Below are 15046 nucleotides of genomic sequence, written 5' to 3' on the forward strand. Positions count from 1 at the left end.
CAACAGGCCCTCACGCCAGGACGGTGTCGAGACCCACCGAGTCGATGCCGACGGCGTCGCCGACCGGCCCGTTGGTGAGCTGGCCGGCGTGGGTGTTGAGGCCCAGCGCCAGGCTCTTGTCGTCACGCAGTGCCTGCTGCCAGCCCTTGTCGGCGAGCGCCACCGCGTAGGGCAGCGTCGCGTTGGTGAGGGCGTACGTCGAGGTGTTGGGCACCGCGCCGGGCATGTTGGCCACGCAGTAGAAGACCGAGTCGTGGACCTCGTAGGTCGGGTCGTCGTGCGTGGTCGCGTGCGAGTCCTCGAAGCAGCCGCCCTGGTCGATCGCGATGTCGACGAGCACCGAGCCCGGCTTCATCCGCGAGACCAGGTCGTTGCTGACCAGCTTGGGCGCGGCCGCGCCCGGGATCAGCACCGCACCGATCACCATGTCGGCCTCCATGACCTGCTGCTCGATGGCGAGCTTGGACGAGGCGAGGCCGTGGACCCGGTTGTTGTAGCGCCAGAACGACATGCGCAGCTTGTCGAGGTCGGTGTCGAGCAGCGTCACGTCGGCGCCCATGCCGAGCGCGATGTTGGCGGCGTTCTGACCCGAGACGCCGGCTCCGATGATGACGACCTTGGCGTTGGCGACACCGCCGACGCCACCCATCAGGACACCGCGGCCGCCGTTGGCCTTCATCAGCGAGTACGCGCCGACCTGGGGCGCCAGGCAGCCGGCGACCTCGGACATCGGGTAGAGCAGCGGCAGGCCGCCCGAGGGCAGCTGGACGGTCTCGTAGGCGATGCCGGTGACCTTGCGGGCCATCAGCTCCTCGGTCAGGGGCTTGTCGGCGGCGAGGTGGAGGTAGGTGAAGAGGGTCTGGCCCTCCCGCATCCGTCCGTACTCCTCGGCGATCGGCTCCTTGACCTTGAGGATCATCTCGGCCTCGCCCCACACGTCGTCGGCCGTGTCGAGCATCGTCGCGCCGGCGGCGACGTACTCCTCGTCGGGGATCTGCGAGCCCACGCCCGCGGACTTCTCGATCACGACGTCGTGACCGTGCTGGACCAGCTCGTGCACGCCGATGGGGGTCAGGGCCACGCGGTACTCGCGGTTCTTGACTTCCTTGGGTACGCCGACCTTCATTCCTTGCTCCTAGGGTCAGAGAGGGGCCACGGGCGTGGCTCGCCTCACAGCGGGAGCGAGACTACTCCCGGACACGCTCAGGAGCCGTCGAGGGTGCCGCGCTGCCGGAGCACCTCGTACACCAGCACCGCCTGCACCAGTGGACCCTGCCTGACCCGCCCCTCCAGGGCGGCGTCGAGCAGGTCGCTCATGGGCACCCAGAAGTGCTGCATCTCGGCCTCCTCGTGGCGCATCTCGAAGTCGCCGCGCGGGGCGTGGGACAGCCCGCGCGCCAGGAAGATGTCGTGCACCTCGTCGCTGATGCCCGCGCTGCCGAACGTGCTCAACAGCAGTCGCCAGTCCGTCGCCTCGAGCTCGACCTCCTCGCGCAGCTCGCGCTTCGCGGTCTCCACGGGTGGCTCGTCGCCGGCGTCCTTGAGGCCGGCCGGCAGCTCGACGAACTCGTACCCGCTGGTGTGGCGGTACTGCCGCAGGCACATCACCCGCTCGTCGTCGTCGACCGCCAGGACGACGACCGCGCCCGGGTGCTCCAGGCTGATCCGGCTGAACTGCTCGCTGTGGCCCGGCCGGGTGATCACGTCCTCGCGCAGCGCCACCACCCAGTCGTCGCGGTGCAGGTCGTGGGTCGACACGACCGGCCAGGACATCGGCCGGTCGGCGAGCGGTTCGTCGTCGGACCGGGTGGCAGCGTCTCCGGGGTCGGTGTCCATGTCGTGCACGCTAACCCAGCGGCCCACGCAGGTGGACACGGTGATTAGGGTCACGGGCATGACGTTGTCGACCCTGACCCAGCACGAAGCAGCCACCCGCTCGGCCCTCCTCGAGGTCCAGCGCTACGACATCGCGGTCGACATGACCGGGCTGCTCGAGGGCGAGGTCTTCTCCTCCGTCAGCACCATCACCTTCACCTGCCGGCACCCCGGGGAGACCACCTTCGTCGACGTCGCGATGGACGTCGCGCGAGCCACCCTCAACGGCGAGGACATCGACGTCTCGCAGGCCTCGGACGGCCGCCTGCCGTTGCCCCCGCTCGCGGCCGACAACGTCCTGGTCGTCGAGGCCAGCACGACCAACACCGGCACCGGCGAGGGCATCCTGCGCACCGTCGACCCGACCGACAAGCTCGTCTACGTCTGGACCAGCCTCGAGCCCGACGAGGCCCGACGCGTCTGGGCCTGCTTCGACCAGCCCGACCTCAAGGCTCCCCACCGCTTCGTGGTGACCGCCCCGTCGTCGTGGGTGGTCACCTCCAACGGTGCGCCGGAGTCGGTCGAGGACGCGGATCCCTCGGTGGGCTCGGACGCGCGGGTCTGGACCTACCCGGACACCCCGCGCCTGTCGACGTACGTCGTCGTGGTCAACGCCGGCCCGTTCCACGAGGTGCGGCGCCAGCACGACGGCTACGACCTCGGCTTCTACTGCCGCCAGTCGCTCAGGACCATCCTCGAGCGAGACCTCGACGAGCTCGTCACCCTCACCCGGCAGGGCCTCGCGTTCTTCGGTGAGCAGTTCGGCTACCCGTTCCCGCAGGAGCGCTACGACCAGGTGTTCGTGCCCAACCTCGGCGGAGCGATGGAGAACTGGGGGTGCGTCACCTACGGCGACGGCCAGCTCTTCCGCACTCCCCCGACCCACGCCCAGCGCAGCGTCCGCGCCGAGTTCGTCTTCCACGAGATGGCGCACATGTGGTTCGGCGACCTCGTCACGATGCAGTGGTGGGACGACCTCTGGCTCAACGAGGCGTTCGCGTCCTGGGCGGCCAACTGGGGCATGGCCGGCGCGTCGGAGTTCACCGACCAGTGGGCCACGTTCCTCGCCGTCTCGAAGCGCACGGCCTACGAGATGGACATGAGCCCGGCCCGTCACCCGATCCGCAGCGACGTCGCGGACGTCTCGTCGGCGATGGCCAACTTCGACGCCATCACCTACGTCAAGGGCCAGAGCGTGCTGCACCAGCTCGTCGCCTTCATCGGCGAGGAGGCGTTCGTCGCGGGGCTGCGCGACTACTTCAGCCGCTACGCCTTCACCAACACCAGGCTCGACGACCTGATGGACTGCTACTCCCGCGCCAGCGGCCGTGACCTCTCGGCGTGGACCGCCGCGTGGCTCGACGAGGCCGGGACCGACGTCATCACCCTCGACGGCGACGATCTGGTCGTCGAGACCACCAACGGGGGCGAGCCGCGGCCGCACCGCCTCGACATCGCCGTCTTCGACACCTCCGGCGACGAGCTCGCTCCCGTCGGTCGGTCCTCCCACGAGGTCACCGGCACGCGCACGCCGGTCGAGCTCCCGGCCGGCGACCTGCGGCTGGTCAACGCGGGCGACCTCACCTTCGCCGCCGTACGCCCCGACGCGACCTCGCTGGAGCAGATGCTCACCCGCGTCGACCAGCTCGACGACCCCCTCGACCGGGCGCTCGTCGCCGCCACCGCCGGCCAGCTCCTGCTGCTGGGTCACGTGGCGCCCCGCGACGTGGCCGCAGCGCTCACCCGCGCGCTCGCGACCGAGACCAGCCCGGCCCTCATCGAGCCGTTCCTCGCCCAGGCACTGCTGGTTGCCGACCGGTGGGCGCCGGCCGCGGAGTCACCCGAGCTGCTGCGCCGGCTCGCCGACGCGGTCGTCGGTCTCGTCGAGATCCCCGACGCCCGCCAGGCCGCGCTCCGCACGCTGGCCGCGTCCGCGTCGACCGTTGAGCACTGGAAGGTGCTCGAGGCGGCGGCCGAGCAGGCGACGGACCTCGACCTCGCGTGGCGGATGGCCACGCGTCGCTCCGAGCTGGGTGACTACGACGAGGACGTCGTCCGCCACCTGCTCGAGTCCGACCCCGACCCCGACGCCGGGATGCGCCGTCTCGCCGTCCTCGCGGCCCGCCCCGACGTGGAGGCCAAGGAGGAGGTGTGGCGCGCGTTCTTCGTCGACTACGCCGTCCCGGCCAGCCGCGAGACGCTGGTCCTCGGCTCGACCTTCTGGCGTCCGGGCCAGGCCGAGCTGCTGGCGCCGTTCACGCACCGCTACCTCGAGGAGCTGCACACGCTCAAGGGAGGCCTGCTCAACCAGGGCCTGACGATCCGGGCGATGTACCCCCTCGGTGCCGGCGACGCCTCCTTCCTCGCCGCGGCCGAGGAGGCCGTCCACGACGAGCGCCTCAGCTCCTACGCCCGCAACCAGCTCGGCGCGAACTCCTTCGTCCTCGGCCGGATCCTCCAGGCCCGCCAGCTCTGAGCCGGGCAGCGCGTCGTCAGTCCTCGGCGTCGTCCTTGCGGCGCAGCCCGGACTCGTCGATCGGGAAGCGCTCGGAGCGCTGCCGCTCGATGGCGGCACCGATCAGCCCGGCGAACAGCGGGTGCGGCCGCGTCGGGCGCGAGCGCAGCTCGGGGTGCGCCTGCGTGGCGACGTAGTAGGGGTGCACGTCCACCGGCAGCTCGACGAACTCCACCAGCCCGAGCTCGGGGTTGATGCCGGAGAACACCAGACCGGCCTCGGACAGGGTCTCGCGGTAGGCGTCGTTGAACTCGTAGCGGTGGCGGTGGCGCTCCTCGATCTCCGCGCTGCCGTACGTCGTCCGCACGACGCTGCCCTCCGCGAGGGCCGCCTTCTGCAGGCCCAGGCGCATGGTGCCGCCGAGGTCGCCCGCACCCTCGACGAACTTCTTCTGCTCCTCGATGGTGGAGATGACCGGCTCGACGGTGTCGGGGTCGAACTCGGTGGACCCGGCCTTGCCGAGACCGGCGACGTTGCGGGCGTACTCGATGACCATGCACTGCAGGCCGAGGCAGAGGCCGAGGGTCGGGATGCCGTGCGTCCGGCTGTAGCGGAGCGCGCCGAGCTTGCCCTCGATGCCGCGCACGCCGAACCCGCCGGGCACCAGCATCGCGTCGACGTCGGAGAGGTGCTTGGCCGCGCCCGCCTCGGTCTCGCACTCGTCGGAGGCGACCCAGCGGATGTTGACCTTGGCCTCGTGGGCGAAGCCGCCGGCGCGCAGCGCCTCGCTGACCGAGAGGTAGGCGTCGGGCAGGTCGATGTACTTGCCGACGAGCGCGACGGTCACCTCCTCGGACGGGTGGTGGACCCTGCGGAGGAGGTCGTCCCAGTCCGTCCAGTCGACGTCGCGGAACGGCAGGTCGAGACGCCGTACGACGTAGGCGTCGAGGCCCTCGCGGTGCAGCACCTTCGGGATGTCGTAGATCGACGGCGCGTCGGCCGCCGTCACCACGGCCTCGTCGTCGACGTCGCACATCAGCGCGATCTTGCGCTTGATGCCGGCCGGCAGCTCACGGTCGGCGCGGCAGACGATGGCGTCGGGCTGGATGCCGATGGAGCGCAGCGCGGCCACGGAGTGCTGGGTCGGCTTGGTCTTCAGCTCGCCCGACGGCCCGATGTAGGGCACCAGCGAGACATGGATGAAGAAGCAGTTGTCGCGGCCGATCTCGTGCCGGGTCTGGCGTGCGGCCTCGAGGAACGGCAGCGACTCGATGTCGCCGACGGTGCCGCCGACCTCGGTGATCACCACGTCGATGTCCGGCCCGCCCATGGCGAGGATCCGGTCCTTGATCTCGTTGGTGATGTGCGGGATGACCTGCACCGTGTCGCCGAGGTAGTCGCCGCGGCGCTCCTTGGCGATCACCGTGGAGTACACCTGGCCGGTCGTCACGTTGGCGATCTGGTTCAGGTCGGTGTCGAGGAACCGCTCGTAGTGGCCGATGTCGAGGTCGGTCTCGGCCCCGTCGTTGGTCACGAAGACCTCGCCGTGCTGGAACGGGTTCATCGTGCCCGGGTCCACGTTGAGGTAGGGGTCGAGCTTCTGCATCGTGACGCGCAGGCCGCGCGCCTTGAGCAGGTTGCCCAGGCTGGAGGCGGTGAGCCCCTTGCCGAGTGAGGAGGCGACGCCTCCGGTCACGAAAACGTGCTTGGTCGGCGTGGGGTTCTTCACGGGCTTCGATCCTACCCGAGAGGGACCGGACCGTCCGCACCCGACGCACCGAAGGATCCGCTCGGCGTCGTCAGCGCGCGGGCCAGGGCCATCACGGCGGTGGCTCGTCCGGCCAGCGTGTCGATCCCGTCCACCGTGGTGACGCGTGTCGCGGAAGGGGTGGCGCGGAGGCGGCCGAGCTGACCGGTGTCGCCGTCGGCCAGCGTGCCGGCGACGACCACGCCCATCGCCTGCGACGCGAGTCCGTCGACGAGCCCGGACAGGATCGCGTCGGAGCCCTCGTCGCCCGCGTCGGTGCCCAGCACCAGCAGCACCAGCGGGGCCCTGCGCTGGGCGTCGCCCGGCAGCTCCATCAGGCCGGCGCCGCTGACGGCGTCCGCGATGGCACGCGTGCGGCGCGTGGTGTCCTCGCCGTCCGCCTCCTTGCTCGCGACGGCCAGGCCGATCAGCTGCCCGATCCGGTCGTACGTCGACGCCTCGGCCGGCACGACGCCCTCGGCCTGCTGGGTGAGCAGCTGGCTGCCGAGCGTGTCGACGAGCGACTTCTGGGCCGGGTCGACGAGGTCTGCGCCGAGCGCGTAGCGCCCGGCGACGGTGCCTCCTGCCGCCTCGACCTGCGCGGAGAGGTCGGCGACGACCTGCTCGTCGGCGCCCGGGACGGTGACGAGCACGACCGAGCGGTCAGCCAGCCGGCCGCCGAGCACCGGTGCGGTGAGCGCGGAGACCCAGGCCTCGTCGTAGTCGGCCTGCGCGGTGGTCTGCGGCGGTGCGTCCGAGCGCTCGGTGGCGGCGGTCGTGACGGCCGGTCCGACCCCGGACAACGGGCCGCCGCCCAGGACGATGCCCGCCGCGAGGGCCAGGAACACGGCGACGATGGTCAGGAGGTGGTGGCGCAGGGTGATCACGGGAGGAGTCCTCGGACGTCGTGGGCGAGGTCGGTGGTGGTGCTCGAGATGGCGGGTGCGAGCTCGTCGACCCACTGCTGGCCGACGGGTGTCACGCTGATCGCCGCGGCGACGGCGACCAGCCCGGCGAGCAGCGCACCCAGGAGGTGGCGCGGACGCACGGCGCCGTCGTACAGCCGCGGCAGCGCCGTTGCGTCGACGAGGTCGGGACCGACCTTGAGGCGGGTCAGGAAGGTGCTGGCCAGGCCGGTGCGCCGACGGTCGAGGAACTCGGTCAGGGTCGCGTGCAGCCCGACCCCGACGATGAGGGACGCCTCGTGCGTCGAGGCCAACAGCAGGGCGGCGTCCTCGGGGGTGGCGGTCGTCTCGAAGCGGAGCGGGCGGATGCTGAGGCGTTCGAGGTGCTCGATCGCGCTGCGCGGCGACCCGCGCTCGACCAGCACCACGACGTCGCGCGCCTTGCGCAGCACCGCCGCGCTCGGCAGGTCATCGGCCCCGCTGGTCAGCACGACCACGTCGGGACGGTGCCCGGCCTCGACGAGCGCGTCGGCACCGCGGCCGACGCCGACCAGCACCGGCCGCTGCTCCCGGACGAACGGCCGGATCCCGCGCAGCTCGTCCTCCCAGCCCGGCGTCCGGACGACCACCACGACCGGCCGGCCGGCGACGTCGGTCGCGACGGCGGGGATCCCGTGGCCGTGGAGCAGCAGGTCCTGCTCGCGCCGCAGGAACTCGGTGGTGTTGTGCGTGAAGCTCTCGAGCTGGGCGGCGAGCCCGCTGCGGGCACGCGTCATCTCGGTGTCGACGACGTCGGCTGACACCTCGCGCCCCTCGGCGACGACCCGCTCCCCCACGTGGACGACGCCGCCGTCGATCCGGACGTCGGTGCCCTCCCTGAGGCGGTCGAACACCTCGGGCCCGGCGCGGTCGACGACGAGCACGCCCGCCTGCACCAGCAGCTCGGGGCCGAGGTTGGGGTAGCGGCCGGAGATCATCGGGCTCGCGTTCACGACGGCGACCACGTCGGCGTCGACCAGCGCCTGCGCCGTGTCGCGGTCCATGTCGAGGTGGTCCAGCACCGCGACGTCGCCGGGGTGCAGGCGACCGAGCAGGCTCGCCGTACGCCGGTGCAGCCGGGCGGGGCCGTGGACACCGGGGAGGGCAGGGGCAGGGCGGGAGCGGACGGCGAACTTCATGACCGCGCCATGGTGTCAGCCGCTCGGGGGGCCTTCGTGGAGGCACGCCCGCTCGGGCGCGGCGGCTGCCAGGAGCTCGCGGGCGTGGGCGCGCGCGCTGTCGGAGTCCTCGACGCCGGCGAGCATCCGCGACAGCTCACGCTCGCGGTCGGCCTCGTCGAGCGTCACCAGCCCGGAGGTCGTGACCGATCCGTCGCTGGACTTGTGGACCACCACGTGCCGGTCGGCGTAGGCCGCCACCTGGGGCAGGTGCGTGACGACGAGGACCTGCGAGGTGTGCGCGAGCGCGGCGAGACGACGGCCGACCTCGATGGCCGCCTTGCCACCGACCCCGGCGTCCACCTCGTCGAAGACGAAGGTCGGCACCGTGCCGGTCTCGGCGAGCGACACCTCGAGCGCGAGCATCACGCGCGACAGCTCACCGCCCGACGCGCCCTTGTGCAGCGGGCGCGCATCGGCGCCGGTGTTGGCCGCGAGGAGGAGCTCGACGTCGTCGACGCCGTGCGACCCGGCGCGCAGCCAGCGTCCGTCGACGTGCAGCACGGGGCCGCCGGGCGTCTCGGGGGCCGCGACCTCGTGCTGGGACACCGCGACGGTGACGGTCGCGTGCGGCATCGCGAGCGAGCTGAGCTCGTCGCTGACCGCCGATCCGAGCCGGGTGGCCGCGTCGGTGCGCTGGCTGCTGAGGGTGGCCGCGAGCGTGCCGAGCTCGGCGCGGAGCCGGTCGCGGCGGGCCTCGAGCTCGCCGACCTGGCCGTCGGTGTCCTCGAGGTCGAGGAGCCGCTTGGCGCCGTCCTCGGCCCACGCCAGCACCTCGTCGATCGTCTCGCCGTACTTGCGGGTGAGCGCCGTCAGCGCCGCCCGTCGCTCGGACACGCTCGCCAGCCGCGCCGGGTCGGTCTCGAGGCTGGAGGCGTAGGAGGCCACGTCGCCGGCGACGTCGACCAGGAGGTGGCCGAGCTCGGCGATCCGGTCGGCGAGCTCACCGGCGGTCGCGTCGTGCTCGCGGACGCCGTCGAGGGCCTGCCGTGCGGTGCTGGTCGTGCCCAGCGCGTCGGGTGCGCCCTCCTCGCTCGACAGGGCTTCGCGCGCGGTCTCGGCCGCGGTCCGCAGCGTGTCGGCGAAGCCGAGCCGGGTCTCCTCGGCAGCGAGCTCGACGTCCTCGCCCGGCCGCGGGTCGACCGCCTCGACCTCGCCGAGACCGAACCGGAGCTGGTCGGCCTCGCGGGCGCGTTCGCGCGCGGACCCGAGCACCTCGGCCAGCGTGCGCTCCGTCGCCGCGAGCTCGGCCCACAGGGAGGCGTACGACGCTGCAGTCTCCGCGAGTGCGGCTCCGCCGAAGCGGTCCAGCGACTCGCGCTGGGCACCCGCCCGCAGCAGCCGGTGCTGGTCGGACTGGCCGTGGACCGCGACGAGCGGCTCGGCGAGCTCGGCGAGCGTGGTCACCGGGACCGACGCGCCGCCGACCCAGGCTCGCGAGCGTCCCTGCGCCGCGACGTTGCGGGCCAGCACGACCCGGTCGTGCTCGACCTCGCCACCGGAGTCCTCGACGGCCTCGCGGAAGCCCTCGAGCGCGGCGGTGGAGACGACGCCCTCGACCCGGGCCTGCCGGGCACCGGTGCGGACGGCGCCGGAGTCGGCGCGGCCGCCGAGCAGCAGCCCGAGCGCGGTGACGACCATGGTCTTGCCGGCTCCGGTCTCACCCGTGATGACCGTGAGCCCTGGTCCGAGCTCGAGGGTCGAGGAGTCGATGACGCCGAGCTGGCTGATCCGCAGCTCCTCAAGCATCGCGGTCTCCCCCGTCGGCCTCGCCGTTCTCGCGGCGCCGGCGTTCGGAGGCGCCACGCCAGCCCTCGACCGGCAGGTCGAACTTCGCGACGAGCCGGTCGGTGAACGGCGCGTGGTGCAGCCGGACCAGCCGCACCGGCCGGTCGCCGCGGCGGACCTCGATGCGCGCGCCGGGCGGCAGGTCGACCGACCGTCGTCCGTCGCACCACAGGACGCCGGCGCCCTCGTTGTCGGACAGCACCTCGACGGCGAGCAGGGAGGTCGGCGCGACCACCATCGGGCGGGCGAAGAGGGCGTGCGCGCTCAGCGGCACCATGAGCAGTGCCTCGACCTCGGGCCACACGACGGGGCCGCCGGCGCTGAAGTTGTAGGCGGTCGACCCGGTGGGGGTGGCGCACACGACGCCGTCGCAGCCCCACCGCGACAAGGGGCGTCCGTCGACCTCGACGACGACCTCGAGCATGCGCTCCCGGGCTGCCTTCTCGACGCTGGCCTCGTTGAGCGCGAAGGTCGAGAACAGCACCTCCTTGCCCACCAGCACCCGCACGCCCAGGGTGAGCCGGTCCTCGGCGGTGTAGGCGCGGTCGATGATCGCGGCGATGGTCGACTCGACGTCATCCGGCTCGGCCTCGGCGAGGAAGCCGACGTGCCCGAGGTTGACGCCCAGCAGCGGCGTGCTGGTCTCGTGGGTCAGCTCGGCCGCGCGCAGGATGGAGCCGTCGCCGCCGATGACCAGCACCAGCTCACAGCCCTCCCCCGGCACGTCGTCGGGCAAGGTGGTCTCGACCAGGCCCCCGGAGCCGGAGCCGGCCGCCAGCCCGAGGTCGGCCGCCTCGTCGGCCAGCAGCCGTACGGCGATCCCGTGACCGGTCAGTCGCTGGACGCACTCGCGGGCCACCTCGCGCACCTCGGCGCGGCCCGTGTGGGCGAGCACCAGGACGCGACGTCCGGGCGGCGACGGGTGTGGGGTGGTCACGGATCCACCCTCTCAGACGCCACCCCCAGTGAGGCCGCCCTCTCCACCTCGGCACGGATGTCCGCGGCGTCGATCGCCGGTTCGCCGCGGCGCAGCAGCAGGAAGAACTCGACGTTGCCGGACGGTCCCGGCAGCGGACTCACGGTCACCGCGACCGCTCCCCACCCGCGGGCGGCGGCCAGGTCGGCGATGGTGGTGACGGCCTCCGCACGGAGCCCGAGGTCGCGCACCACGCCGCCCTTGCCGACGCGGTCCTTGCCCACCTCGAACTGGGGCTTCACCATCAGCGCGAGCTCCCCGTCCTCCCGGGTCACCGACAGCAGCGGGTCCAGCACCAGCGCGAGCGAGATGAACGACAGGTCGCCGACCACGAGGTCGACCGGCTCGCCGACGATGTCGGGCGTCAGCTCACGGATGTTGGTGCGGTCGTGCACCTCGACCCGCTCGTCGCTCTGCAGCGACCACGCGAGCTGGCCGTAGCCGACGTCGACGGCGACGACCTGACGGGCACCCGCGCGCAGGAGGACGTCGGTGAAACCGCCGGTCGACGCGCCTGCGTCGAGGCAGCGCTTGCCCTCGACGCTCACGCCGTGCGCGGCGAACGCCTCGAGTGCGCCGGCGAGCTTGTGGCCGCCGCGCGACACGTAGTCGACCGACGTCGGGTCGTCGCGCACGACGATCGCGACGTCCGTCGTCACGCCAGTGGCGGGCTTGGTCGCGGGAGCGCCCGACACCGTCACGCGCCCGGCGGCGACGAGCTCGCTCGCGTGCTCGCGCGACCGGGCGAGCCCGCGACGGACGAGCTCCTGGTCGAGGCGAAGTCGTCGAGGCGGCACGGTCGGTTCAGGTGTCCTGGCGTCGGTCGGGCCGAGGCTCCGGTACGGCGTCGAGAGCACGCCGGAGCTGGTCGTGCGCCCGCTCGAACACCGCGACGTGCTCCGACACTGGAGCGCCCGACACAGCGGCCACGTCGGCGAGGACCCGGTCGACCTCGGCAACGCCGGTGGTCCCGTCGCCCGTCGTGCTGCCTACGCCGTCCTCGAAGTGGTCCTCGACGTGGTCCTCGACGTGGTCCTCGACGTGGTCCTCGACGTGGTCCTCGACGTGGTCTCCAGCCTGACTCTCGGCGTGGTCCTCGGCGTCACCCTCGAGATCGCCCCCGTGGTCTCGCTCGGTGGGCTCGGGCCGCTGATCCATGCCCTCGACCCTACTCGGCGCCGAGCCGGCGGACCGGCCCGGGAGGCGTCGTGTCGCCGAGGTCGACGGGGGTCCCGGACGAGTCGAGGTGCAGCCAGCCCGCGGTCGCGACGACCCGCCACCAGTCGGCGTCGCTGCCGCCTCCGTCCACCGACAGCCGGCCGTCGTCGACCCGTGCGGTCCACCCGCCGAGCTCGACCGCACCGTCGTCCGTCCGGCCGGGCACCGGGTGCGGCTCGAACAGCCCCTCGAGCGTCGGCGAGATGTACGACGGCCGCAGCCCGGGCGTCGCCGCGACGAGGTCCTCGAGCCAGCTGACGCCGGTCAGGACGAGCAGCGAGGGGGCGTCGATCGCGTGCGCGCCCTCGATGTCGGTGTCGAGACGGTCCCCCACCATCAGTGGCCGCTCCCCGCCCACACGGCGGACGGTCTCCTCCATCAGCGGCTTCTCCGGCTTGCCCGCGACCGTCGGCTCGACGCCGGCGAAGCCGGAGATGGTGTGCACGAGCACGCCGTGGCCCGGCGCCAGTCCGTAGGGCGTCGGGATGGTCATGTCGGTGTTGCTGGCGACGTAGGGAAGGCCGTCGCGGACGAGGGTTGCTGCCCGCATGATGTCGCGCCACCGCACGTCGGGGCCGTAGCCGCTCGCGAGAGCGACGGCGCCGTCGGGATCGTCGACCGGTTCGAGACCGGCCTCGCCGAGGGCCACCCGCAGCCCCTCCCCACCGAGCACCAGGATCCGCGCGCCCTCGCCATGCTCCTCGAGCAGCACTCTCGCGGCCGCCTGGGCGGACGTCACCACGTCCTCGGGGGACGCGCTGACACCGACCCCCACGAGCTTCTCGGCCACCTTGTCCGGGGTCCGCGAGGCGTTGTTGGTGACGAACGCGACGTGCGCCCCGGTCGATCGCAGCCGGTCGATCTGCTCCGGTACGCCCTCGATGCCCGTGTCGCCGACGTAGACCACGCCGTCCAGGTCGAACATCACCAGGTCGTGCGCCTCCGCCAGCGGAGTCGTCGACTCCTCGAGCATGCTCCACCCCTTCTCCGGATCGTGACGAGCGTCCCCCTACGATGCTCCGATGGACTTCGCCACCGACGTACCCCCGTACGTCGCGAAGCCCCTCGAGCTGCTGCCGTTCCGCGCCCTGATGCTCGCACCGGCCCGGGTCGGCGACCCGGCGTCCGCGCGGGCGCTCGCGCGACCCTATCGCGACGTCGCTGCCCGCCTGACCGAGTGGATCGAGCAGGGACGTGCGATCGCGGACAGTGCTCCGGCCCTCTACCTCCACGAGTACACAGCCGCGGGGCTCACCGTGCGCGGTCTCGTCGGCGCGCTCGCGATGTCGAGGCGTACGGCGTCGCGTGCCGACCGGGCGGTGTGGCCCCACGAGGGCATCCATCCCGAGCAGGCCGGCGAGCTGGCCGAGCGGATGTACCAGATGGAGCTGAACCCCGCCCCCATCCTCCTCGTGCACCACGGCGATCCGGAGCTGCGCGCGCTCCTCGCGGACGTCACCCGCGCCGAGCCCGAGTGGCGGTACCTGGACCGGAGCGGCCACCGCCAGCGCATCTGGGCGATCCGCGACGTCGACGTCCTCGCCCGGATCGCGACGCTGCTGGGCGGCACGCGCTGCCTGCTGGCCGACGGCCACCACCGGTACGCCGCCTACCTCCGTCTGCAGCAGGAGCACCCGGGGACTGCGTGGGACGCGGGCCTGGCGATGCTGGTCGACCAGGTCGACACACCGCTGTTCCTCGGCGCGATCCACCGCACGCTGCCCGGCACGACCCTCGAGGACCTCGTCGCAGCTGCTCGAGAGGCAGGCGCGGACGTGACGACCGACGAACGGCGCCGAGCCCTCGGGGCGCTCGACAGCACCCACCTCGTGCTGACCGACGGCACCTCATGGCACACCGTCAGCCCGGTCGACCTCGACCGGGACGCGGCGGTGTCGTGGCTGCACCAACGCGTGCTGCCACTGCTGCCTGTTCCCCCGAGGCGCATCGAGCACCACCACAACGTCGAGGACACGCTGGCCGCCACCAGCGACTCGTCGCCGGCCGTCCTGCTGCCGAGTCCCGACTTCGAGCAGGTCCGCGCTCTGGTCGAGTCGGGAGGACTCCTGCCGGAGAAGGCGACCTCCTTCCAGCCCAAGCCCAGCCTCGGCGCGCTCATGCGGCCGATGACCGACGAATGATCCTCGCCGTTGCCGCCTCGACCTCGACGCGCGACCTGGTCGCTCCTCCTGCCTGGTAGAAGCGGCAGCGGACCGAGCCCGACACCTCCACCAGGTCTCCGGCACGCCACGCCAGCACGCTGCGGCGCAGTCGCGGCGTCCAGGCCGTGCAGGGCACGGAGTCGACACGCTGGCCCTTGGCGCCGGTTGCCGATCCTCGGGGCGCGGGTCGCGTCACCGAGATCCTGAAGGTCACGAGCGCGTCCCCGCTCGGGAGCTCGACAACCACTGGGTCGGCCGACAGCCGGCCCACCAGTCGTACGTCGTTGGTCGCGACCTCGAGGTCGCCCGAGTCGATCGGATCGCTCGGCTTGTTCTTCTGTGCAGTGGTCACAGTGCACCTCCTGCGAGGACTCTCGACGCACGGAGCGACAGTGCGACTGCCAACGAGCCCGAGCCTGTGGAAACCTGCGTCCGGCGCAGACCTGTGGACGTTGGATGGCCCGTCCACGACCCGCAGAGCTCCGGAAATGCAGAAGTGGGGCCACCCGAAGGTGACCCCACTTCCACAATGTATGTCCGGCGGCGTCCTACTCTCCCACAACCTCTCGGTTGCAGTACCATCGGCGCTGAAAGGCTTAACTTCCGGGTTCGGTATGGGACCGGGTGTTTCCCGTTTCGCTATGGCCGCCGTAACTCTTTCAACCTCGACAAACCGTGTCGCCCAGCTGGCTGTGGTCAGCCG

13 protein-coding genes and 1 rRNA gene are annotated in these 15046 nt (G+C 72.3%); 2 read left to right on the plus strand and 12 right to left on the minus strand.

Annotation, left to right across the window (positions count from 1 at the left end):
- Positions 1 to 10: 10 nt before the first annotated feature.
- On the minus strand, positions 11 to 1126 hold the full coding sequence (gene ald / locus L2K70_RS09270) for an alanine dehydrogenase (protein WP_236401514.1): 1116 nt from the start codon (positions 1124 to 1126) through the stop codon (positions 11 to 13).
- Between the two features lie 77 nt (positions 1127 to 1203).
- Complete coding sequence (locus L2K70_RS09275; RefSeq protein ID WP_236401515.1) at positions 1204 to 1836, minus strand: NUDIX domain-containing protein; 633 nt, start codon at positions 1834 to 1836, stop codon at positions 1204 to 1206.
- A 58-nt stretch (positions 1837 to 1894) separates the two neighbouring features.
- Between L2K70_RS09275 and pepN the strand changes: the two genes are divergently transcribed.
- Positions 1895 to 4351 (plus strand): aminopeptidase N, encoded by a 2457-nt coding sequence (pepN, locus tag L2K70_RS09280; protein WP_236401516.1) that lies wholly within the window; start codon positions 1895 to 1897, stop codon positions 4349 to 4351.
- Between the two features lie 16 nt (positions 4352 to 4367).
- On the opposite strand, the gene pyrG is transcribed toward pepN, so the two are convergent.
- Genes pyrG through L2K70_RS09320 form a run of 8 tightly spaced genes read right to left on the minus strand, consistent with a single transcriptional unit; the run spans position 4368 to position 13154 of the window.
- Positions 4368 to 6059, minus strand: coding sequence for a CTP synthase (gene pyrG / locus L2K70_RS09285; protein ID WP_236401517.1), 1692 nt, complete (start codon positions 6057 to 6059; stop codon positions 4368 to 4370).
- 11 nt (positions 6060 to 6070) lie between these two features.
- On the minus strand, positions 6071 to 6964 hold the full coding sequence (locus tag L2K70_RS09290; protein ID WP_236401518.1) for a copper transporter: 894 nt from the start codon (positions 6962 to 6964) through the stop codon (positions 6071 to 6073).
- A complete protein-coding gene (gene steA / locus L2K70_RS09295) occupies positions 6961 to 8160 on the minus strand; it encodes a putative cytokinetic ring protein SteA (RefSeq protein WP_236401519.1) in 1200 nt (399 codons plus the stop codon). Before steA ends, L2K70_RS09290 begins: the two co-directional genes overlap by 4 nt.
- 15 nt (positions 8161 to 8175) lie before the next feature.
- Positions 8176 to 9948 carry a DNA repair protein RecN gene (gene recN / locus L2K70_RS09300; protein ID WP_236401520.1) on the minus strand — a complete coding sequence of 591 codons (1773 nt, stop codon included), beginning with the start codon at positions 9946 to 9948 and terminating at the stop codon, positions 8176 to 8178.
- Positions 9941 to 10924 (minus strand): NAD kinase, encoded by a 984-nt coding sequence (locus tag L2K70_RS09305; RefSeq protein ID WP_236401521.1) that lies wholly within the window; start codon positions 10922 to 10924, stop codon positions 9941 to 9943. Before L2K70_RS09305 ends, recN begins: the two co-directional genes overlap by 8 nt.
- A complete protein-coding gene (locus L2K70_RS09310; protein ID WP_236401522.1) occupies positions 10921 to 11760 on the minus strand; it encodes a TlyA family RNA methyltransferase in 840 nt (279 codons plus the stop codon). Before L2K70_RS09310 ends, L2K70_RS09305 begins: the two co-directional genes overlap by 4 nt.
- Positions 11761 to 11767: 7 nt before the next feature.
- Positions 11768 to 12121 (minus strand): hypothetical protein, encoded by a 354-nt coding sequence (locus L2K70_RS09315; protein WP_236401523.1) that lies wholly within the window; start codon positions 12119 to 12121, stop codon positions 11768 to 11770.
- Positions 12122 to 12131: 10 nt separating this feature from the next.
- Positions 12132 to 13154, minus strand: coding sequence for an HAD-IIA family hydrolase (locus L2K70_RS09320; RefSeq protein WP_236401524.1), 1023 nt, complete (start codon positions 13152 to 13154; stop codon positions 12132 to 12134).
- 49 nt (positions 13155 to 13203) lie between these two features.
- Here L2K70_RS09320 and L2K70_RS09325 point away from each other — a divergent pair, with 49 nt between their 5' ends.
- Positions 13204 to 14322, plus strand: coding sequence for a DUF1015 family protein (locus L2K70_RS09325; protein WP_236401525.1), 1119 nt, complete (start codon positions 13204 to 13206; stop codon positions 14320 to 14322).
- Here L2K70_RS09325 and L2K70_RS09330 read toward each other — a convergent pair.
- Together L2K70_RS09330 and rrf are read right to left on the minus strand one after the other, a co-directional pair.
- Positions 14297 to 14695: a single-stranded DNA-binding protein gene (locus tag L2K70_RS09330; protein ID WP_236401526.1), complete on the minus strand. Its 399-nt coding sequence runs from the start codon at positions 14693 to 14695 to the stop codon at positions 14297 to 14299. The genes L2K70_RS09325 and L2K70_RS09330 overlap by 26 nt on opposite strands.
- Positions 14696 to 14878: 183 nt before the next feature.
- Positions 14879 to 14996: ribosomal RNA gene (gene rrf, locus L2K70_RS09335) — 5S ribosomal RNA — on the minus strand.
- Positions 14997 to 15046 lie beyond the last annotated feature (50 nt).

Origin of the sequence: Nocardioides potassii, from assembly GCF_021648885.1 — a bacterium.
Lineage (GTDB): Bacteria > Actinomycetota > Actinomycetes > Propionibacteriales > Nocardioidaceae > Nocardioides > Nocardioides potassii.